This window comes from Micromonospora wenchangensis, assembly GCF_002210435.1.
Lineage (GTDB): Bacteria > Actinomycetota > Actinomycetes > Mycobacteriales > Micromonosporaceae > Micromonospora > Micromonospora wenchangensis.
In genome coordinates this window covers 63,034-82,629 of record NZ_MZMV01000017.1, presented here as the reverse complement: position 1 = coordinate 82,629, position 19,596 = coordinate 63,034, and the positions used below count along the sequence as shown (strand labels likewise).

Here is a 19,596-nt window from a genome sequence, read left to right as displayed (position 1 = left end):
CCGACGCCGGCAGCGGGCCGGGCGGCGTACCGCCCGGTAGGGCCAGGTTTACTCCCCGGGGCCTCGGGAACCCGCCGCCCGTGCGACGGGACGCGGAGCCGTATCAGCGCAGGTCAGGCCGGGTTGATCCGGTCGCTGACCGGGGCGGCCGCGCACTGTACGACGCGGTGCTGCTCGACCGCGACGGCACCCTGGTCGAGGACGTGCCGTACAACGGCGACCCCGACAAGGTACGGCCGGTGCCCGGCGCACGGGCGGCGCTGGACCGGCTGCGCGCCGCCGGGCTACGGCTCGGCGTGGTCACCAACCAGTCGGGGCTGGCCCGGGGGCTGTTCACCGCCGCCCAGTTGCGGGCGGTCAACGCGCGGGTCGAGGAACTGCTCGGCCCCTTCGACACCTGGCAGTGCTGCCCGCACGACGAGCGGGCCGGCTGCGCCTGCCGCAAACCCGCGCCCGGCATGGTGCACGCCGCCGCGCGGGCGCTCGGCACCACCCCGGACCGGTGCGTGCTGGTCGGGGACATCGCCGCCGACGTGGGCGCCGCCGCCGCGGCCGGTGCCGCCGGGGTGCTCGTGCCCACCCCGACCACCCGGGCCGTCGAGGTGGCCGCCGCCGGGCAGGTCGCCGCCGACCTGCCCGCCGCCGTGGAGCTGATCCTCACCCGGTCGGCCCTGCTCGCCGGGCCACCGCCGCGCCGGGCCGGCACCGTGCTGGTGGTCCGCAGCGACTCCGCCGGGGACGTCCTGGTCACCGGCCCCGCCGTCCGGGCCGTCGCCGCGTACGCGCAGCGGGTCGTGCTGCTCTGCGGCCCCCGGGGCCGCGCGGCCGCCGCCCTGCTGCCCGGCGTCGACGAGATCGTCGAGTGGCCGCTGCCCTGGATCGACGGGGCACCCGACCCGGTCGACCCGGTGGACATCGACCGGCTCACCGACCGGCTGCGTGCCGTCCGCGCCGACGAGGCGGTGGTGTTCACCTCGTTCCACCAGTCGCCGCTGCCGCTGGCGCTGCTGCTGCGGCTGGCCGGCGTGCCGAGGGTCAGCGCGATCAGCGACGACTACCCGGGCTCGCTGCTCGACGTGCGGCACCGGGTCCCCGCCGGGCTGCCGGAGCCGGAGCGGGCGCTGTCGCTGGCCGCCGCCGCCGGTTTCACGCTGCCGCCCGGCGACGATCCGCGACTGCGGGTCCGCGCCGACCGGGTGCCGCCCCCGCCGGCCGGGCTCGGCGGCCCCGGGTACCTGGTGCTGCACCCCGGTTCGGCGGTGCCGAGCCGCGCCGTGCCACCCGAACTGGCGGCCCGGATCGTGCGGACGCTCACCGCCGCCGGTCACCGGGTGGCCGTCACCGGCGGACCCGACGAGACGGAGCTGACCGCCCGGGTGGCCGGCGACACCGGCCTCGACCTGGGCGGCCGTACGGGCCTGGCCGACCTGGCCGGGGTGCTCGCCGACGCCGGCGCGCTGGTGGTCGGCAACACCGGGCCGGCGCACCTGGCCGCCGCGCTGGGCGTGCCGGTGGTCAGCCTGTTCGCCCCCACCGTCCCCTACGGACAGTGGGGGCCCTACCGGGTGCCGACGGTCCGGTTGGGCGACGCCGCCGCGCCCTGCCGGGACACCCGGGCCACGGTCTGCCCGGTGCCCGGCCACCCCTGCCTGTCGGCCGTCGAACCGGGCCGGGTCCTCGACGCGGTACGCCTGCTCGGCGTCCCCGCCGACGTCCCGGCCGGGTCGCCGCCGGTCGAGGGGACGCCGGTGACCGCCGGGCGGGGGAGCCACCGATGAACATCCTGCTCTGGCACGTGCACGGCTCCTGGACCACGTCCTTCGTGCACGGCAGGCACCGCTACCTGGTGCCGGTCACCCCCGACCGGGGCCCGTACGGGCTGGGCCGGGCGCGCACCTACCCGTGGCCGGACAGCGCCGTCGAGGTGACCCCGCAGCAGTTGCGCCACGCCGACGTCGACGTGGTGCTGCTGCAACGCCCCGAGGAGCACGACCTGGCCCGGCAGTGGCTCGGCCGGGCGGTGCCGGCGGTCTACGTCGAGCACAACACCCCGAAGGGCGACGTGCCGAACACCAGGCACCCGATGGCCGACCGGGACGACCTGCTGCTCACCCACGTCACCCACTTCAACGAGCTGTTCTGGGACAACGGGTCCACCCGCACCGCAGTCGTCGAACACGGCGTGGTGCCACCCGCGGTGACCTGGACCGGTGAGCTGGACCGGCTCGCCGTGGTGATCAACGAGCCGGTACGCCGGGGGCGGATCACCGGCACCGACCTGCTCGCCCGGTTCGCCGAGATCGCCCCGCTTGACGTCTTCGGCATGAGGGTGGCCGGGCTCGCCGACCACCTCGGGCTGCCGGCCGACCGGTTGACCAGCCACGACGACGTCCCGCAGCACCTGATGCACGCCGAGTTGGCCCGGCGGCGGGCCTACCTGCACCTGTGCCGGTGGACCTCGCTCGGGTTGAGCCTGATCGAGGCGATGACGATCGGCATGCCGGTGATCGCGCTGGCCACCACCGAGGCCGTGCAGGCGGTGCCTCCCGGGGCGGGGGCGCTGGCCACCCGGGTCGACACGCTGCTGGCCGCCGCCGCCCGGTTCGTCGCCGACCCCGCCGAGGCGCGTCGCGCGGGTGCGCAGGCGCGTACCGCCGCGCTGGGCCGTTACGGCCTGGACCGATTCCTCACCGACTGGGACCGCCTGCTGGAGGAGGAAGTATGCGCATCGCGATGATCTCCGAGCACGCCAGCCCGCTCGCCGTGCTGGGCGGTGAGGACGCCGGTGGGCAGAACACGCATGTCGCGGAACTCTCCGCCGCGCTGGTGGCGGCCGGCCACGACGTCCGGGTCTACACCCGGCGCGACGCCGTCGACCTGCCGGTCGCCGTCCGCGCCCCGGACGGGTACGACGTGGTGCACGTGCCCGCCGGGCCGGCCGAACCGGTCGCCAAGGACGCCCTGCTGCCGCACATGAAGGAGTTCAGCCACTGGCTCACCGGCCGCTGGCGGGGCGGGGACTGGGTGCCCGAGGTGGTGCACGCGCACTTCTGGATGAGCGGGCTGGCGGCGCTGGCCGCCGGCCGGCAGACCGGGGTGCCGGTGGTGCAGACGTACCACGCGTTGGGCACCGTCAAGCGACGTCACCAGGGGGTGCAGGACACCAGCCCGGCCCGGCGGATCGGCTACGAACGGGAACTGGGGTGCGCCGTCGACCGGGTCGTCGCCCAGTGCCGCGACGAGGTCGGGGAACTGGTCCGCCTCGGCGTCCCCCGGTCCCGGATGACCGTCGTGCCGTCCGGGGTGAACCTGGACACCTTCGCCCCGCTCGGCCCGGCCGTCGACCGCGACGCCGACCGGCCCCGGGTGCTCACCGTCGGCCGGCTGGTGGAACGCAAGGGCTTCCAGACGGTGATCCGGGCGATGGCGCTGGTGCCCGACGCCGAGTGCGTGGTCGTCGGCGGGCCGCCCGCCGGGCTGCTGGAGACCGACCCGTACGCCAGGCGGCTGCGGGCGCTCGCCGGCACCTGCGGGGTCGCCGACCGGGTCCGGCTGGTCGGCGCGGTGCCCCGCGAGGAGATGGGCCGCTGGTACCGGTCGGCCGACGTGCTGGTCGCCGCCCCCTGGTACGAGCCGTTCGGGCTGACGCCGCTGGAGGCGATGGCCTGCGGGGTGCCCGTCGTCGGCACGGCGGTCGGCGGCATCCGGGACACCGTGGTCGACGGGGTGACAGGTGACCTGGTGCCGGCCCGGGACCCGCAGGCGCTGGGCGACGCGCTGGCCGGCCTGCTCGGCGACCCGGCCCGCCGCTACGGCTACGCCACCGCCGCGTTGCAGCGGGCCCGCCGCAGCTACTCGTGGGCCACCGCCGCCGACCGGTTGACCGAGGTGTACGCCGAGGTCGCCGCCGTACGCAGGCCGAGCCGGGTGGTCGCCTGATGACGACCTCGACCCGGGCGGCGCGGGCCGGCCTGCTCGACGCGCACCTGACGCTGCTGGCCGAGGCGCTGTTGCCGTACCGTGCGGCGGAGCCGTTGCTGGCCCGCTGGGGCACCGAGTTGGCCGGCATCCTGGTCGGCGGCGGGCGGTTGCTGGTCGCCGGCAACGGGGGCAGCGCCGCCGAGGCCCAGCACCTCACCGCCGAACTGGTCGGCCGGCTGCGCGACGAGCGCCGGCCGCTGTCGGCGATCGCCCTGCACGCCGAGACCTCCGCGTTGACCGCGATCGGCAACGACTACGGCTACGACGAGGTCTTCGCCCGGCAGGTGCGGGCCCATGGCCGTCCCGGTGACGTCCTGCTGCTGATGTCCACCAGCGGGTCCAGCGGCAACCTGCTCGCCGCCGTGGCGGCCGCCCGGGAGGTCGGGCTGCGCTGCTGGGCGTTCACCGGCCCGACGCCGAACCCGCTGGCCGACGCCTGCCACGAGGCGCTGGGCGTCGCCTCGCCGGACAGCCAGGTGGTGCAGGAACTGCACCTGGTCTCCACCCACGTGCTCTGCGAGTACGTCGACCGGGCGCTGCCCACGGCGCTGACCGCGCTGGCCGGGCAGGCGGCGGCCACCGCGGCCGCCGCGTCGCCGGCCCGGCCCGTGGACCCGGCCGCCCCGCCGGTGGACCCGGCCAGGGCGGTGGACCGGCCGGCGACCGACGACCCGCCCGCCCCGCCGGTGGCCGACGACGGGCCGGTACGGGCCGGGGTGGAGGTGGTCGTCGACCCGGCGGCCGACGGGCGACGCGGGGACCCGGCGTGAGGGGCCCGCTGGTGGTGGTCGGGGACACCCTGCTCGACCGGGACGTCGAGGGGGTGGTGAACCGGCTGTGCCCCGACTCGCCGGTGCCGGTGCTGGACGAGACGGCCGCCGCCGACCGGCCCGGCGGGGCCGGCCTGGCCGCCGTCTTCGCCGCCGCCGCGGGCGCCGAGGTGGCGCTGGTGACCGCGCTCGCCGACGACGCCGGGGCGGCCCGCCTCAGCTCCCTGCTCACCGCCGCCGGGGTGCAGGTGTACGGCCTGCCGCTGGCCGGGGCCACCCCGGAGAAGGTCCGGCTGCGGGCCCGGGGCCGGGTGCTGCTGCGCCACGACCGGGGTGGCGTGGCGGGCGAACCGGGGCCGCCCACCGAGGCGGTGCTGCGGCTACTCGCCGGGGCGTCCGCGGTGCTGGTCAGCGACTACGGCCGGGGGGTGGCCCGACAGCCGGCGCTGCGGGCGGCGCTGGCCGCGACCCGCGCCCCGGTGGTCTGGGACCCGCACCCACGGGGCCCGGTCGCGGTGCCGGGGGTGCGGCTGGTCACCCCGAACGAACCGGAGGCCCGGGAGTTGGCCAAGGTGCCGCCGGGCGGGACCCGGCTGGCGGTCGCCGCCCGCGCCGGCCAGGGGCTGCGGGAACGCTGGCGGGCCGGCGCGGTGGTGGTGACCCTCGGTGGTGACGGCGCGCTGCTCTGCTCCGCCGGGGCGACGCCGCTGATGGTCTCCGCGCCGGTCAGCGCCGAGGGGGACACCTGCGGGGCGGGGGACCGGTTCGCCTCCGCCGCCGCGGTGGCGCTCGCCGGGGGCGCGCTGGTCTCCGAGGCGGTCCAGGCGGCCGTCGGGGCGGCGTCGGCGTACGTGGCGGACGGCGGAGTTGCCGCCGCGCTGCCCGTACCGGTGCGGGACTGCCCGCCGGTGCTGGTCGGCGGCGGGGAACGGATCGGGGCCGCCGCGGCGGGCGCGGTGGTCGCCGAGGTCCGGGCGGCCGGCGGCACCGTGGTCGCCACCGGGGGCTGCTTCGACCTGCTGCACGCCGGGCACGTGGCGACGTTGCAGGCCGCCCGGCAGCTCGGCGACTGCCTGGTGGTCTGCCTGAACTCCGACACCAGCGTCACCGGCCTCAAGGGCCCCGACCGGCCGGTGATCCCGCAGGGCGACCGGGCCCGGCTGCTCGCGGCGTTGAGCTGCGTCGACGCGGTGGTGGTCTTCGACGAGCCCACCCCGCACGCGACGTTGGGCTGGCTGCGGCCCGACATCTGGGTCAAGGGCGGGGACTACGCGACCGGCGTCGACGACGGGCCGAACCTGCCGGAGGGCGAGCTGTTGCGCCGGTGGGGCGGGGACAGCGTGGTGGTGCCGTACCTGGACGGGCGCTCCACCACCGACATGATCGCGGCGGCCCGGGGTGAACGCCGGCGCACCGGCCCGGCCGGTGGTGCCCGGCCGGAACCCGCCGGGCCCCGCCCGGCGCATCCGACGACGAAGGGAGCACGATGAGCAGCAGTCCACCCGGTGCCGGTCCGGCCGTCCTGGTCACCGGCGGGTCGAGCGGCCTCGGCGCGGCGGTGGTCACCGCCGTCGCGCGGGCCGGCGGACGACCGCTGGTGCTGGACCGGCAGCGCCCCGACGACGGGGTGCCGTGGATCGAGTGCGACCTGGCCGACACCCGGGCCGCCGAGGAGGCCACCCGGGACCTGGCCGAGCGGGTCGGCGGGCTGGACGCGGTGGTGACCGCCGCCGGCATGGACGTGCCCGGCAGGCTGGCCGACGTCCCCCGCGACACCTGGGAACGGATCGTCGTGGTGGACCTGCTCGCCACGGTGGCGGTGGTCCGGGCCGCGCTGCCCTACCTGGAGGCGTCCCGGGGCAACGTCGTCACGGTCGCCTCCACCCTGGGCGTCAAGGCGGTCGGGGACGCCACCGCGTACTGCGCGGCGAAGTTCGGGGTGGTCGGGTTCACCAGGTCGCTCGCCGCCGAGCTGGCCGGCAGCGTCGGGGTGACCCTGCTCATCCCCGGCGGGATGCGGACCGCGTTCTTCGACGACCGCGACCCGCAGTACCGCCCGGGGCCCGACGCGAAGCTCAACGACCCGGCCGACACCGCCGCCGCGATCATGTTCGCGCTCTCCCAGCCACCCGGCAGCACCGTACGGGAACTGGTGGTCTGCGCCGAGCAGGAGACCTCGTACCCGTGATCCTGGTGCTGCGGGCGCTCGGCGTCGGTGACCTGGCCACGGCGGTGCCCGCGCTGCGCGCCCTGCGGGCCGGGCACCCGGGCGAGGAACTGGTGCTGGCCGCGCCGGCCTGGCTGGGCCCGCTGGTCGAGCTGGTCGGCGGGGTCGACCGGCTGCTGCCCACCGACGACCTCGGCCCGCCGCCCTGGCCCGTCCCGCCGTCGGCCGGCCGGTGGCCAGGTCGGCCCCCGGCTGGCGCGCCGCCATGGTCCGGGCCGCTCCCGGCTGGCGCGCCGCCATGGTCCGGGCCGCTCCCGGGTGGCGTGCCGTCGTGGTCCGGGCCGCCGCCGGAGGTGGCGGTCAACCTGCACGGGCGCGGGCCGCGTTCGCACCTGATGCTGGCCGGCGCGGGCCGGCTGGTGGCCTTCCGGTGCCCGCCGGCCGGGCACCGCGACGGCCCCGACTGGGACGACGACGAGCACGAGGTGGACCGCTGGTGCCGGCTGCTCGACTGGTACGGCATCCCGGCCGACCGCACCGACCTGGCGCTGCGCCGGCCGCCCGCGGGCCGGCTGCCGGCCGGGGTGACCGTGGTGCACCCGGGCAGCAAGGTCGAGGCGAAGCGGTGGCCGGCGGACCGGTTCGCCGTGTTGGCCCGGCGGCTGGCCGACCGGGGGCACCGGGTGGTGGTGACCGGCTCGGCCGGCGAACGGGAACTGGCCGCCCGGGTGGCGGCCGGCGCGAGGCTGCCCCGCTCGGCGGTGCTTGCCGGCCGGACCGACCTGGGTGAGCTGGCCGCCCTGGTGGCCGCCGCCCGGCTGGTGGTCAGCGGGGACACCGGGGTCGGTCACCTGGCCACCGCCTACCGGGTCCCGTCGGTGCTGCTGTTCGGCCCGGTGCCGCCGGCCCGCTGGGGCCCGCCCGCCGACCGGCCGTGGCACCGGGTGCTCTGGGCCGCCGGCGAGGATTGCGCCGCCGGGCCGGGGGTAGGTACGGCGGCGAGATGGGCGGCGCTCCCGGTCGACCGGGTGCTGGCCGCCGTGGACGAGGCCGAGGAAACGGTACGGGTCTGAGGTGCGACTGCGGCGCAGTGATCCGGGTCGGGCGGGCTACGGGCGTCGCCGGCGCGGCAAGGGCTGGACCTTCCTGGACCGGCACGGGGAACGGGTCCGGGACCCGGACACGCTGGCCTGGCTGGGGGAACTGGTCATCCCGCCGGCCTGGTCCGACGTGTGGATCGCGCCGTACCCCAACGGGCACATCCTGGCCACCGGCACCGACGCCGCCGGCCGACGGCAGTACCTCTACCACCCGCAGTGGCGGCGCAAGCGGGACGAGGCGAAGTTCGACCACGTGCTGGAGGTGGCCCGGCGGCTGCCGACCCTGCGCGAGCGGATCGCCGGTGACCTGACCGGGCGGGGGCTGAACCGGGACCGGGTGCTGGCCACCGTCGCCCGGCTGCTCGACATGGGCGCCTTCCGGGTCGGCAACGAGCAGTACGCCGTCGGGGAGGACGCCACCTTCGGCGTGTCCACCCTGCGCCCGGAGCACGCCCGGTCCCGGGGCGGCTGCGTGGTCTTCGAGTTCCCGGCCAAGGGTGGCGTCGAACAGGTCCGCCGGATCGAGGACCCGCAACTGTGCCGGGTGCTGACCACCCTGCGGCGGCGACGGCGCACCGAGGAACGGCTCTTCGGCTACTGGGACGGGCGGACCTGGCGGGACGTGCGCAGCGACGAGGTCAACGGCTACCTGCGCGACGCCAGCGGCGGCGAGATGACCGCGAAGGACTTCCGCACCTGGCACGCCACCGTCCGGGCGGCCACCGAACTGGCGACCGTGGGGACGCAGCGTTCGGTGACGGCCCGTCGCCGGGCGGTGGCCGGGGTGATGCGGGAGGTCGCCGACCTGCTCGGCAACACCCCGACGGTGGCCCGCACGTCGTACGTGGACCCCCGGGTGGTCGACCTCTACCACGACGGCGTGGTGCTGCCGGTGCCCGCCGACGCCCCACGTGAGCTGGTCGAACGGTCGGTGCTGGAGCTGCTGGAGGAGACCTGACCGACCCCGTCGCTGTCCTGGGGGAGGCGCGACGGGGTCGGGGTCGGTGCGGCCGGGAGCCATCCGGGCGACGGCGGTCGCGCGCCGGACGGGCTGCGGCACCGGGCGGCCGTCCGTGACCCGTCTGGGTCACGGACGCCACGCCGCGGTCCCCCGTTACCGTCGGGCCGGCCGGTCGGGTGACCGTCGGCCCGCTGTCAGTATGTCCGTCCCGGGTTGACTGCGGACGCCGTGCTGTTGACGATCCGTGCCTGTTGCAGGTGCAGCGTCCGGTACGCCTGCGGGGTGAGCTGGTGGGCGGCCCGGAACGCCCGGCTGAAGTGGGCCTTGTCCCGGAAACCCCAGCGCGCGGCGACGGCCTGCACCGGCCGGTGGGCCAGCGCGGGGTCGGCCAGGTCCCGCCGGCACCGCTCCAACCGCAGCTCCCGGATGTACGACGCGACAGTGGCGTGCTCCTCCTCGAAGAGCCGGTGCAGGCTGCGTACCGAGATGTGGTGCGCCTCGGCGATGGCGGCCGGGGTCAGCCCGGCGTCACCCAGCCGCCGCTGGACGTACGCCCGCACCTGGGCGAGCAGCGCCCGGCGGCGTACCTCGCGGGGCATCTCGTCCTCGGCGACCAGGTACCTGCCGAGCATGGTGGAGATCAGGTCCAGCGCCACCCCGCCCAGCCGCTCGGCGTCGGCCTGCTGGTACTGCTCCGGATGGGTGGTGATCCGGGTCAGGTACTGGGCGACCAGCGCGCCGATCCCCTCGCTCGCCGACATCCGGCCGGCCAGCAGCGGGGCGAGCTGGTCCGGGGTGAGCGGGATCGCCCCGTACGGGATCAGGGCGACGATCGAGGCGGCGTGCTCCGTGCCGTTGCCGTCGCCGAGATGGCTCACCTCGTGCGGCCGGGAGCCGTCGTAGAAGGTGAATTCACCGGGGCCGAGCCGGCTCTCCCGCCCGGCCTGCCCGGCGACGCCGGTGCCATTGGTGGTGAGGGCGAGCATGTGGAAGTCCACCTCGGTGCGCCGGACCAGCTTCGGGGTGCGGACCGCCTCCAGTGACGGGTAGCGGTAGCGCACCAGCCGGATCGGGCCCAGCTCGACGAACTCGGCGCGGGCCCGGAAGTCGTGCTGGTGGTCGGAGCGGATGCGCAGCGGCGCGGCGGTCCGGGCGACCAGGTCCAGCCACATCCCGAACCGTTCCGTCGGCGGTAGTTGTTCGGTGTCGATCACTGCGCGGTGCACCATGTCCGGCCTCCCCCGTCGGCGGGCACTTCCCCTCCATTCTGGACGAAGACCCCACCGGCCCGCTCCGCACGGGGTGCGCGAGGGCTGTCGATGCCGCTGTTTCGCCGATCCAGCGGCATCGAAGCGCCGGGGATACCACTCCATCGACGACATTGAGTCGATCATGGCCCACGAGACGACGAAGGCCGGGCCGCCGTCAGGCGGGCCCGGCCCGTCGGCCGTGGGTCGACGTCAGTCGTTGAGGACCTGGGAGAGGCGGTCGCGGAACTTCCGCTCCGAGTCGCTGACCTGGTCGCCGCCGAGGCCGAGCAGCCCCCCGCTGGACGCCGCCCCGACCACCTGGTCGGCGATCTCCACCAGCCAGTGCCGGTACGCCCCGGCGTCGCCCTCGTCGACCTTCGCGGCCAGCAGGGTGGTCGCCTGTCCGGCCCGGACCAGCACGTCGTCGATGAGCGCCTGCGGGTCGGCCGGCGAGATCACCGGCAGTTCCTCGCCGGCCTCCGGGTCGCCCACCCGGGAGACGATCTCCCCGGCGACGGCAGCGACGAGCGGGCTCGCCGACTCCCGGCCGGCGGCGATGGTCTCCAGCCCGGCCGCGTTCTCGGCGCGGGTGCGCCGGGCACCGTCCGACTCGGCGGCGCTGGCCGCGGTCAGGACCGACTGCGGCAGGCCGACCAGCAGCCCCCACTCCTCGTCGGAGAACCCGAACCCGGTGTACGCCGGCTGTTCGATCACGACTGAGCCCCTCTCGATCGTTGCACTGCGGGCACCGCCCCCGGCGGTCGCCCGGGTCAGGCTAGTCCAGCGTCAGCAGGCCCTGTTCGGACACCACGCGCACGGAGAGCGTCTTGTAACCCACCTCGTCGAAGAGCACCGTCATCCGGTCCTCCTCGTAGTTGAGCACCAGGCCGGGGCCCCACTCCGGGTGCCGGACCTGGCTGTGCACCGGGAACGGGCCGACCGCGCCGTCGCTCGCCACGCTGGTGCCGGCGTGGCAGTTGTCGCAGTGCCCGCAGACCTGCGACATCTGCTCGCCGAAGTAGGCCAGCAGCACCTGCCCCCGGCACCCGGTGGTCTCGGCGAAGGCGCGCATCATGTCGGTACGCGAGCGGGTCACCGTCTGCTGCCGTTCGGCCTCGGCCAGGGCCGCCGCGCCGGCCTCGGCCGGAGTGGGGGAGTAGCGCGGCGCGCCGATCTTCTGCCCGGCCCGGGGTTCGGCCGCCCCGATCTGCTCCAGCAGGGCCAGGTACTGCCCGAGCTTGCGCGGCCCGAGGCCGGTCGCCTCGCGCAGCGCCTTCTTGGTGGTCGCCCGGCGACGCAGCAGCGCGGCCAGGTCCCGCAGCTCGGTCTCGTCCGGCAGGCCGCCGGAGAAGAAGCGTTGCAGGCCGACGTCCTCGGCCCGCCACAGCAGCAGCACCCGGGCCGGCGCACCGTCGCGCCCGGCCCGGCCGATCTCCTGGAAGTAGCTGTCCGGCGAGTCGGGCAGCGCCATGTGCACCACCCAGGCGATGTTCGGCTTGTCGATGCCCATGCCGAACGCCGAGGTCGCCACCATGATCGGCACCTGGTCGGCGAGGAACGCCTCGTGCAGCCCGTGCCGGGCGGCGGTGGGCATCCCGCCGTGGTAGTACTCGGCCGGGAACCCGGCCGTGGTCAGCCGCTCGGCCAGCTCCTCGGCGGCCCGCCGGGTCGGCACGTAGATGATGCCGGGCCGCTCGTCGTCACGCAGCAGCGCGATCAGCCGCCGCCAGCGGTAGTCGTCGGTGGGACAGTAGGCGACCTCGACGAACAGGTTCGGCCGGTCCAGCCCGGAGACCACCACCTCGGGGTCGCGCAGCCGCAGCCGGGCGATGATGTCGTCGCGTACCGGCGGGGAGGCGGTGGCGGTCAGCGCCACCACCGGCGGCCGGCCGAGACCGTCGATCAGGTGGCCCAACGCCAGGTAGTCGGGGCGGAAGTCGTGCCCCCACGCCGAGATGCAGTGCGCCTCGTCGATCGCCACCAGGGCCGGTTGCAGCGACCTCACCTCGGCCATCCGGTCGGGGTTGGCCAGCGCCTCCGGGGTGATGAAGAGGAACTCCGCCCGCCCCTGCCGGATCTCCTCGATCGCCTCGGCCTGCTGCGCGGCGCTCTCGTCCGAGCTGATCCGCACGGCGCGCAGCTCGGGGCGCTGGCGTTCGTTGAGCGCGGCGATCTGGTCCTGCTGGAGGGCCAGCAGAGGGGAGATCACCACCGTCGGCCCGGGGATCAGGCTCGCCGGGATCTGGTAGATCGCCGACTTGCCGGCTCCGGTGGGGAGTACCACCAGGGCGTCGCGTCGTTTCATCACCGCGCGCATGGCGGCGAGCTGGTTGGGCCGCAGCGCTTTCCAGCCGAACAGGCTGCGCGCCGCGCGGCGCAACGTCGTCGAGTGCATGGACAGCTTCATCGAGGGCCGGAGGTACCCGGGCGGATCGACCCCGAAACCGCTCCCACCGGATCGGGCACACCGCCCACGGCGGCCGGTACGTCGCAGGTCAGGCGCGGTGACCGGGCGCGCACACGCGATCGACCACGGGTCACCGGCGGTGGTGCGTGTCGGTGACCCGTGGACGGTGGGATTCAGCGCAGGTGGGGGAGCACCTCGCGCTGGTAGAGGTCGAACAGGCCCTGCCAGTGCGGGCCGGTGTTGGCGACGTAGACCTCGTCGAAGCCGGCCTTGGCGTACCTGTCGATCATCTCCAGGTGGGCGTCGGCGCTGTCGCCGCAGACGAAGCCCTGCCGCACCTGATCCGGCGTGACCAGTTGGGCCGCCTGCTCGAAGTGCCGGGGGGAGGGCAGCACCTGGGACAGCTCGCCGGGCACGCCGGCGTTGGGCCACGTCTCGTACGCGATCCGCGCGCCCTCGTCCTCGGTGTCGGCGTACGCGGCCTTGAAGCCGGCCTGGCACGGCTTGTCGCCGCCGCCGTTGTCCCGGAACCGGCTGACCAGGTCACCGTCGGGCATCATGCTCACGTAGCCGTCGCCGATCCGGGCGGCCAGGTCGACGGCCTTGGGCCCGAAGCCGGAGACGTACACCGGCGGGGGCGCGTCGGGCAGCGTGTAGACGCGGGCGTGTTCCACGGTGTAGTGCCGGCCGTGGTGGTTGACGAAGTCGCCCCGCCACAGTTCCCGCATCACCGCCACGGCCTCCTCCAGCATCTCCAGCCGCACGTCGGTCTGCGGCCAGGCGTCGCCGAGGATGTGCTCGTTGAGCGCCTCGCCGGTGCCGACGCCGAGGACGAACCGGCCGGAGTGCAGGACCGCGCTGGTCGCCGCCGCCTGCGCCAGCACCGCCGGGTGGATGCGGACCGTGGGGCAGGTCACCGCCGTGCTCACCGGCAGCGAGCTGACCTGGCTCAGTGCCCCGATGACGGACCAGACGAAGGGGCTCTGCCCCTGGGCGTCCGTCCACGGGTGGTAGTGGTCGGAGATCCACAGTGCCTGGAAGCCGGCCCGTTCGGCGGCCCGGGCCTGCTCCAGCAGTTGCGCCGGGGTGAACTCCTCGCTGGACAGGAAGTAGCCGATCTTCATGGTGCCCCCTCGCCGGGCCCGCCGCCGGGTGCGGCGTGACCTCCACCAGCGGTACCCCGGCCGGCAGGGGATCAGTCGACCGGACTCACCGGCGGCCGGACCCGGCACTCAGCGGCGGCCGAACATGGCCCGGATGGCGGCCAGCAGCAGCAACCCGCCGACCACCAGGCCGAGCAGGCGTACGCCGGGGATGTCGGCCGGCGAGGTGGCGTCGGCGAGCGGCGGCAGGTCCATCCCCGCACTGTCGCACGTCGCTCCGACCGACGCCAGACAGTAACAGTAAGGTTTATTGACTATTACCTCGCCCGGTGTGACCATGGCAGCACCGCGACGGCATCGGGCCGTCGACACGCGACGGGGGTACCGGGGCCGGATGAACGAGCGCAACCTGGCGGGCCTGGCCGCCACCGTCCTGCAACCCGGCTTCGTCGGCACCACCCCGCCCGACTGGGTCCGCCGGTGGCTGGCCGACGGGCTCGGCGCGGTGGTGCTGTTCGCCCGCAACGTCGTCGACCCGGAACAGGTGGCCGCGCTCACCGCGACGCTGCGCGCCGAGCGCCCCGACGTGCTGGTGGCCATCGACGAGGAGGCCGGCGACGTCACCCGGATCGAGTCCGGCCGGGGCAGCTCCCGCCCCGGCAACCTCGCCCTCGGCGCGGTCGACGACCCGACGCTCACCGAGGACGTGGCCCGCGACCTCGGCGTCGAACTCGCCGACCTCGGCGTCACCCTCAACTACGCCCCGGACGCCGACGTCAACATCAACCCGGCCAACCCGGTGATCGGGGTGCGGTCCTTCGGCGCCGACCCGCACCTGGTCGCCCGGCACACCGCCGCCTGGGTACGCGGCCTCCAGTCCGCCGGCGTCGCCGCCTGCGCCAAGCACTTCCCCGGCCACGGCGACACCCGGGTCGACTCGCACCACGACCTGCCCCGCATCGGGGCCAGCCGGGCCCGCCTGGACGCCGGTGAGCTGGTTCCGTTCCGGGCCGCCGTCGCCGCCGGGGTGCAGGCGGTGATGACCGGGCACCTGCTGGTCCCCGCCCTCGACCCCGACCTGCCGGCCACCCTCAGCCGCCGCATCCTCGGTGACCTGCTCCGCGAGGAACTGGGCTTCTCCGGCGTGGTGGTCACCGACGCGGTGGAGATGCGCGCCGTCGCCGACCGGTACGGCTTCGCCGGCACCGCCGTCCGGGCCCTCGCCGCCGGAGCGGACGCGATCTGCGTCGGCGGCGAACGCGCCGACGAGGCCGCCGCCCGCTACCTGCGCGACGCGATCGTGGCCGCGGTGCTCACCGGTGAGCTGCCCGAGGAACGCCTCGCCGAGGCCGCCAAGCGGGTCGGTCAGCTCGCCGAGTGGAGCACCGCCGCCCGCGCCGGCCGGCCCGACCCCGCCCCGCGCCCCACCGACGGCTCACCGGTCGGCCTGACCGCCGCCCGGCGGGCGGTCCGGGTCAGCGGCGACGCGGTCGGCCGACTGCCGCTGACCGCCGCCGCGCACGTGGTCGAGTTCGCCGCGCCGCACAACATCGCGATCGGCGCGGAGACCCCGTGGGGCCTCGGGGCACCCCTGGCCGACCTGCTCCCCGGCACCACCACCGTCCGGCTCACCGAGGCCGACCTGCCCGCCGACCCGACCGCCGGGGCGGCCGGCCGGCCACTGGTGCTGGTGGTGCGGGACCTGCACCGGCACCCGTGGATGCGGACCGCGGTCGACCGGGCGCTGGCCACCCGGCCGGACGCCGTGATAGTCGAACTCGGCCTGCCCGAACTGGTCACCGGCGGCCTGCACCTGGCCACCCACGGCGCGACCCGGGCCGCCGCCCGGGCCGCCGCCGAACTGCTCACCGGAACCCGCTGACCCGCCCTCAGCGGTCCGCCGGTTCCCCCTGCTCGGCCAGCCGGTCCAGCTCGGCCAGCAGCCGGTCCACCTCGTCCACGGTGTTGTAGTGGTAGACGCTGGCCCGTACCGCCCCGCCACTGTCCCGCAGCCCGAGCGCCTGGAAGTACTCGTAGGCGTAGTAGTCCCCACTGGACAGGCAGAGCCCGGCGGCCCCCAGCGCGGCGGCCAGCCCGGCCGGCGTCCACCCGGCCAGCCGGAACGACACCGTCGGGCAGCGCCGCACCCCGGCCGGCAGGACGCTGACCGCCGGCCGGGCGGCCAGCCCGGCGGCCAACCGGGCGAACAGTGCCCCCTCGTGATCCTGTGCGGCGGCCAGTCCGGCGCGGACCCGGGCCCGGCGGTTACCGGTGGCCGTCGGGTCCAGCCCGGCCAGGTGGTCGACCGCGGCGGCGACCCCGGCGAGCAGCGGGAAGCTCGGCGTGCCGGCCTCGAACCGGTCGGGCACCGCGTCGGAGGAGGGGACCAGCTTGGCCGGGCGCAGTCCCGCCCAGCGGGCAGGGTCGGCAACCACCGCCGCCAGGTGCGGACCGGACCACTTGTAGGCGCTGGTGACGAGGAAGTCGGCGCCCGTGGCGGCCAGGTCGGTGGGGCCGTGCGGCACCGAGTGCACGCCGTCCACGCAGACCAGCGCGCCGGCCGCGTGGGCCGTCGCGGCGATCGCCGCCACGTCCGGCATGGTGCCGGTGGCGTTGCTGCCGGCGGTCACCGCCACCAGCCGGGTCCGCGCGCCGACCAGGTCGGAAAACTGATCGGCGGGCAGGTCGCCGGTGGCCGGGTCGAACTCGGCCCAGCGTACGGTCGCCCCCGCCGCCCCGGCCGCCTGTACCCAGGGCCGCACGTTGGCGTCGTGGTCGAGCCGGGAGACCACCACCTCGTCCCCGGGACCCCAGTCCGCGCCCAGCGTGCGGGCCAGCGTGTACGTCAGCGCGGTCGCGCTCGGCCCGAGCACCACCCCGTCCGGGGCGACGCCCAGCAGGTCGGCCACCGCCGTGCGGGCCCCCGCCACCAGCTCCAGTGACCGGCGGCCGGGCAGGAAGGCGGTGCTGCGGTTACCCACCGCGGTCCGCATCGCGTCGGCCACCGCGTCGATCACCGACCGGGGGGTCTGGGTGCCACCGGCACCGTCGAAGTGGGCGAAACCCTCGGCGAGCGCGGGGTACGCGGCCCGGGTCCGGGTGATGTCGAACGGCATGCCGGGACCCTAGCCCGCCGGAGGAACCCGAAGATCCACCCGGGTGCCGGGGTGGGCTGCGTCTCGTACCCTTGGTGGGGTGACGAAGCGAAGCGCCACCACCCCCACCCCCCTCCGGCGGACCGCCGGCCTGCTGGCCGGCCTGGCGCTCGGCGTGGCCGTGCTGGCCGGCTGCAGCTCGGACGGCGCCGACACCGACTGCGGCCTGGACGCCTGCACGGTCACCTTCGACCGGGGTGTCGACGCCCGCGCCTCAGTCCTCGGCGTCGAGGCGAAGCTGATCGGCGCGCAGGGCGACCAGGTGACCGTCGAGGTCGCCGGCGAGCAGCTCTCGTTGACCATCGGCCAGCAGGCCACCGAGGTGGGCGGCTTCGCGGTCACCCTGGACAGCGTCACCGACCAGCAGGTCCAGATCCGGGTGTCGCGCAACGCCGGCAGCTGACCTGCACCGGGCCGGCGGGCAGCACGTTTGGGGATCTTCCCGAACGGAGATTGTGGGCCCATGTCACTCACCCGGAACGCCGAAGCCACCGCTGCCCGCACCGCGGACAGCCGCTGGCTGGAACTCCTCGCCCGGGCCGGTTTCATCGGCTACGGGATCGTGCACCTGCTCTTCGCCTGGATCATCCTCCAGATCGCCTTCGCCGGCTCCGGCGAGGAGGGCAACCAGAACGGGGCGCTGCGCGCCCTGGGTGCCCAGCCGATGGGCAAGTTCCTGCTGATCGCGATCGCCGTCGGCCTGATCGCGATGGCCATCTGGCAGGCGCTGGAGGCGGCCGTCGGCCACCACGCCAAGCGCGGCAAGGAACGTCTCTTCGAGCGGATCGCCTCGGGCGTCCGTACCGTCGTCTTCCTCTGGCTCGCCTGGACCTCGATCCAGGTGGTGCAGGACGCCAGCTCCAACAGCGCCGACCAGCAGGAGCAGTTCAGCGAGAAGCTGATGGCCTCCAGCGGCGGCCGCTGGCTGGTCGGGCTCGCCGGCCTGGTGCTCGCCGCCGTCGGCATCGGCATGATGATCTACGGTTACAAGAAGAAGTTCGAGCGGAACCTGAAGACCAACGAGATGAACGGCAAGACCCGGCAGACGGTCCGTCGGCTGGGCATGGCCGGTTACATCGCCCGGGGCGCGGTGTTCGCCGTCGCCGGTCTGCTGATCGTGGTCGCGGCGATCAACTACGACCCGGAGAAGGCCCGTGGCCTCGACGCCGCGCTGCGGACCCTGCGGGACCAGTCGTACGGGCCGTTCATCCTGGCGCTGATGGCGCTCGGCATCGCCGCGTTCGGGGTCTACTGCTTCTTCCAGTCCCGGTTCCGCAAGATCTGAGCCTGGTCGATACCGGAAACGCCGGGCACCATTGGGCCTTTGCCCGATTGCGATCAGCCCGGCCGGAAGGAGATAACCACGTGCAGGACTACCTCGAGACGATCGCCGCCGCGGCCACCGCGGCGGCGATCGCACTGTTGCTCGTCGAGGTGGTACACCGGCTGATCCGCCGGCTCGGCCGGCGGTCCCACCTGATGACGGAGCTGACCGCGCACGTCCACCGGCCGTTGCAGGTGGCCGGCACGGTGGTGGCCGTCCAGTTCGCGGTGCGCTGGACCACCGGCTACGCCGTGGGCACCGGATGGCGGCAGGCCGTGCTGCACATCCTGGTGCTGGGGGTGGTCGCCGCGGTGGCCTGGCTGGTCGCCTCCCTGCTGGTGGTGGCGGAGGACACCGCGCTGGCCCGGTTCCTGCGGGTCGACGTGCCCGACAACCGGCACGTCCGGCGGGTACGCACCCAGGTGGTACTGCTGCGCCGGCTGACCATCGTGGTGATCGTGGTGCTGGCCGTCGGCGTGATGCTGATGACCTTCCCGGCGGTACGCGGTGTCGGCGCGGGCGTGCTCACCAGCGCCGGTGTGGTCGGTGTGGTCGCCGCGCTGGCCGCCCAGAGCCTGCTCGGCAACGTCATCGCCGGCCTCCAGCTCGCCTTCAGCGACGCCGTCCGCCTCGACGACGTGGTGGTGGTCGAGGGGGAGTGGGGCCGGATCGAGGAGTTGACGCTCAGCTACGTGGTGGTCCAGATCTGGGACGACCGGCGACTGATCCTGCCCACCTCGTACTTCACCAGCACCCCGTTCCAGAACTGGACCCGGACCGAGGCGGCGGTGCTCGGCACGGCCGAGTTCCACCTCGACTGGTCGGTGCCGGTGCAGTCGATGCGGGAGGAGCTGCGCCGGCTGGTGGAGAGCACCGACCTGTGGGACGGCCGGGTCTGCGTGCTCCAGGTCACCGACGCCACCGGCGGCGCGATCAAGGTGCGCGCCCTGGTCAGCGCCGCCGACGCCGGCAGCCTGTGGGACCTGCGGTGCCTGGTGCGGGAGCACCTGGTCGGCTGGGTGCGCGACCACCGGCCGACCGCGCTGCCCCGGACCCGTGCCGAGGTGGGCGACGGCGCCGGCAGCCTGCCCTGGCAGTGGGTGCCGCCGCGACGTCAGGTCCGCCGCCGCGCCGAGGGTGAGCTGCCCGACGACGCCCGGGTGTTCGGTGGCAGCGACGACGGCGACGCCCGCAGCGAGGCGTTCGTCGGCCCGGACCAGGACGCCCGGGGCGAGACCGTGACCGTCGGGGCCGACCCGGGGGCCGACGCCCGCCGTTGAGCCGGCCGCAGCACCGTCCGGCCCCCGCGACCCCTGGTCGTGGGGGCCGTGTCGTACCCGCTTCGGCGTTTTCCCGGACGCCCCGGCCCGACCTGCGG

General features: G+C 75.5%; 18 protein-coding genes. 12 read left to right on the top strand and 6 right to left on the bottom strand.

From position 1 onward, the window contains the following. Nucleotides 1–80: 80 nt before the first annotated feature. Genes B5D80_RS12755 through B5D80_RS12720 form a run of 8 tightly spaced genes read left to right on the top strand, consistent with a single transcriptional unit; the run spans nucleotide 81 to nucleotide 8,976 of the window. Complete coding sequence (locus B5D80_RS12755; RefSeq protein WP_088644059.1) at nucleotides 81–1,778, top strand: HAD-IIIA family hydrolase; 1,698 nt, start codon at nucleotides 81–83, stop codon at nucleotides 1,776–1,778. Then, the gene (locus tag B5D80_RS12750; protein ID WP_088644058.1) at nucleotides 1,775–2,737 is read left to right on the top strand and encodes a glycosyltransferase; all 963 of its coding nucleotides are present in this window, start codon (nucleotides 1,775–1,777) and stop codon (nucleotides 2,735–2,737) included. Before B5D80_RS12755 ends, B5D80_RS12750 begins: the two co-directional genes overlap by 4 nt. Continuing rightward, nucleotides 2,722–3,939, top strand: coding sequence for a glycosyltransferase (locus B5D80_RS12745; protein WP_088644057.1), 1,218 nt, complete (start codon nucleotides 2,722–2,724; stop codon nucleotides 3,937–3,939). Before B5D80_RS12750 ends, B5D80_RS12745 begins: the two co-directional genes overlap by 16 nt. Then, nucleotides 3,939–4,751: a D-sedoheptulose-7-phosphate isomerase gene (locus B5D80_RS12740; protein WP_088644056.1), complete on the top strand. Its 813-nt coding sequence runs from the start codon at nucleotides 3,939–3,941 to the stop codon at nucleotides 4,749–4,751. The genes B5D80_RS12745 and B5D80_RS12740 overlap by 1 nt, the downstream gene beginning before the upstream one ends. Then, the gene (locus tag B5D80_RS12735) at nucleotides 4,748–6,241 is read left to right on the top strand and encodes a PfkB family carbohydrate kinase (RefSeq protein ID WP_088644055.1); all 1,494 of its coding nucleotides are present in this window, start codon (nucleotides 4,748–4,750) and stop codon (nucleotides 6,239–6,241) included. The genes B5D80_RS12740 and B5D80_RS12735 overlap by 4 nt, the downstream gene beginning before the upstream one ends. Continuing rightward, a complete protein-coding gene (locus tag B5D80_RS12730; RefSeq protein WP_088644054.1) occupies nucleotides 6,238–6,939 on the top strand; it encodes an SDR family oxidoreductase in 702 nt (233 codons plus the stop codon). The genes B5D80_RS12735 and B5D80_RS12730 overlap by 4 nt, the downstream gene beginning before the upstream one ends. After that, nucleotides 6,936–7,991 carry a glycosyltransferase family 9 protein gene (locus B5D80_RS34275; RefSeq protein ID WP_245854498.1) on the top strand — a complete coding sequence of 352 codons (1,056 nt, stop codon included), beginning with the start codon at nucleotides 6,936–6,938 and terminating at the stop codon, nucleotides 7,989–7,991. The genes B5D80_RS12730 and B5D80_RS34275 overlap by 4 nt, the downstream gene beginning before the upstream one ends. A 1-nt stretch (nucleotide 7,992) precedes the next feature. Further along, nucleotides 7,993–8,976: a DNA topoisomerase IB gene (locus B5D80_RS12720; RefSeq protein WP_088644053.1), complete on the top strand. Its 984-nt coding sequence runs from the start codon at nucleotides 7,993–7,995 to the stop codon at nucleotides 8,974–8,976. A gap of 197 nt (nucleotides 8,977–9,173) precedes the next feature. Here the strand turns inward: B5D80_RS12720 and B5D80_RS12715 are convergent, their stop codons facing one another. The 5 genes from B5D80_RS12715 to B5D80_RS34785 form a co-directional block, all read right to left on the bottom strand. After that, nucleotides 9,174–10,208, bottom strand: coding sequence for an AraC-like ligand-binding domain-containing protein (locus B5D80_RS12715; RefSeq protein WP_088644052.1), 1,035 nt, complete (start codon nucleotides 10,206–10,208; stop codon nucleotides 9,174–9,176). A gap of 231 nt (nucleotides 10,209–10,439) precedes the next feature. Next, entirely contained in the window at nucleotides 10,440–10,943 is a 504-nt protein-coding gene (locus B5D80_RS12710) for a hypothetical protein (protein WP_088644051.1), read from the bottom strand. 61 nt (nucleotides 10,944–11,004) lie between these two features. Then, on the bottom strand, nucleotides 11,005–12,636 hold the full coding sequence (locus tag B5D80_RS12705; protein WP_088644050.1) for a RecQ family ATP-dependent DNA helicase: 1,632 nt from the start codon (nucleotides 12,634–12,636) through the stop codon (nucleotides 11,005–11,007). Between the two features lie 173 nt (nucleotides 12,637–12,809). Further along, on the bottom strand, nucleotides 12,810–13,760 hold the full coding sequence (locus B5D80_RS12700) for a TIGR03557 family F420-dependent LLM class oxidoreductase (protein WP_088644049.1): 951 nt from the start codon (nucleotides 13,758–13,760) through the stop codon (nucleotides 12,810–12,812). Between the two features lie 108 nt (nucleotides 13,761–13,868). Continuing rightward, nucleotides 13,869–13,994, bottom strand: coding sequence for a hypothetical protein (locus tag B5D80_RS34785; protein ID WP_255470159.1), 126 nt, complete (start codon nucleotides 13,992–13,994; stop codon nucleotides 13,869–13,871). Between the two features lie 139 nt (nucleotides 13,995–14,133). On the opposite strand from B5D80_RS34785, the gene B5D80_RS12695 reads away from it, so the two are divergent. Beyond that, nucleotides 14,134–15,621, top strand: coding sequence for a glycoside hydrolase family 3 protein (locus B5D80_RS12695; protein WP_088644048.1), 1,488 nt, complete (start codon nucleotides 14,134–14,136; stop codon nucleotides 15,619–15,621). Between the two features lie 7 nt (nucleotides 15,622–15,628). On the opposite strand, the gene B5D80_RS12690 is transcribed toward B5D80_RS12695, so the two are convergent. After that, on the bottom strand, nucleotides 15,629–16,855 hold the full coding sequence (locus B5D80_RS12690; RefSeq protein WP_088644047.1) for a cysteine desulfurase-like protein: 1,227 nt from the start codon (nucleotides 16,853–16,855) through the stop codon (nucleotides 15,629–15,631). 79 nt (nucleotides 16,856–16,934) lie between these two features. Between B5D80_RS12690 and B5D80_RS12685 the strand changes: the two genes are divergently transcribed. The 3 genes from B5D80_RS12685 to B5D80_RS12675 all read left to right on the top strand — a co-directional run bounded on the left by B5D80_RS12685 (nucleotide 16,935) and on the right by B5D80_RS12675 (nucleotide 19,498). Further along, complete coding sequence (locus tag B5D80_RS12685; RefSeq protein ID WP_088644046.1) at nucleotides 16,935–17,297, top strand: hypothetical protein; 363 nt, start codon at nucleotides 16,935–16,937, stop codon at nucleotides 17,295–17,297. Between the two features lie 60 nt (nucleotides 17,298–17,357). Further along, nucleotides 17,358–18,179, top strand: coding sequence for a DUF1206 domain-containing protein (locus tag B5D80_RS12680; protein WP_088644045.1), 822 nt, complete (start codon nucleotides 17,358–17,360; stop codon nucleotides 18,177–18,179). An 80-nt stretch (nucleotides 18,180–18,259) separates the two neighbouring features. Next, nucleotides 18,260–19,498: a mechanosensitive ion channel family protein gene (locus tag B5D80_RS12675; RefSeq protein ID WP_088644044.1), complete on the top strand. Its 1,239-nt coding sequence runs from the start codon at nucleotides 18,260–18,262 to the stop codon at nucleotides 19,496–19,498. Nucleotides 19,499–19,596 lie beyond the last annotated feature (98 nt).

Excerpts from the sequence above, each read along its gene's own strand:
- B5D80_RS12750 (WP_088644058.1), top strand. The coding sequence starts at position 1,775 with ATGAACATCCTGCTCTGGCACGTGCACGGCTCCTGGACCACGTCCTTC.
- B5D80_RS12745 (WP_088644057.1), top strand. The coding sequence starts at position 2,722 with ATGCGCATCGCGATGATCTCCGAGCACGCCAGCCCGCTCGCCGTGCTG.
- B5D80_RS12740 (WP_088644056.1), top strand. The coding sequence starts at position 3,939 with ATGACGACCTCGACCCGGGCGGCGCGGGCCGGCCTGCTCGACGCGCAC.
- B5D80_RS12730 (WP_088644054.1), top strand. The coding sequence starts at position 6,238 with ATGAGCAGCAGTCCACCCGGTGCCGGTCCGGCCGTCCTGGTCACCGGC.
- B5D80_RS12715 (WP_088644052.1), bottom strand. The coding sequence starts at position 10,208 with ATGGTGCACCGCGCAGTGATCGACACCGAACAACTACCGCCGACGGAA.
- B5D80_RS12705 (WP_088644050.1), bottom strand. The coding sequence starts at position 12,636 with ATGAAGCTGTCCATGCACTCGACGACGTTGCGCCGCGCGGCGCGCAGC.
- B5D80_RS12700 (WP_088644049.1), bottom strand. The coding sequence starts at position 13,760 with ATGAAGATCGGCTACTTCCTGTCCAGCGAGGAGTTCACCCCGGCGCAA.
- B5D80_RS34785 (WP_255470159.1), bottom strand. The coding sequence starts at position 13,994 with ATGGACCTGCCGCCGCTCGCCGACGCCACCTCGCCGGCCGACATCCCC.
- B5D80_RS12695 (WP_088644048.1), top strand. The coding sequence starts at position 14,134 with ATGAACGAGCGCAACCTGGCGGGCCTGGCCGCCACCGTCCTGCAACCC.
- B5D80_RS12690 (WP_088644047.1), bottom strand. The coding sequence starts at position 16,855 with ATGCCGTTCGACATCACCCGGACCCGGGCCGCGTACCCCGCGCTCGCC.
- B5D80_RS12680 (WP_088644045.1), top strand. The coding sequence starts at position 17,358 with ATGTCACTCACCCGGAACGCCGAAGCCACCGCTGCCCGCACCGCGGAC.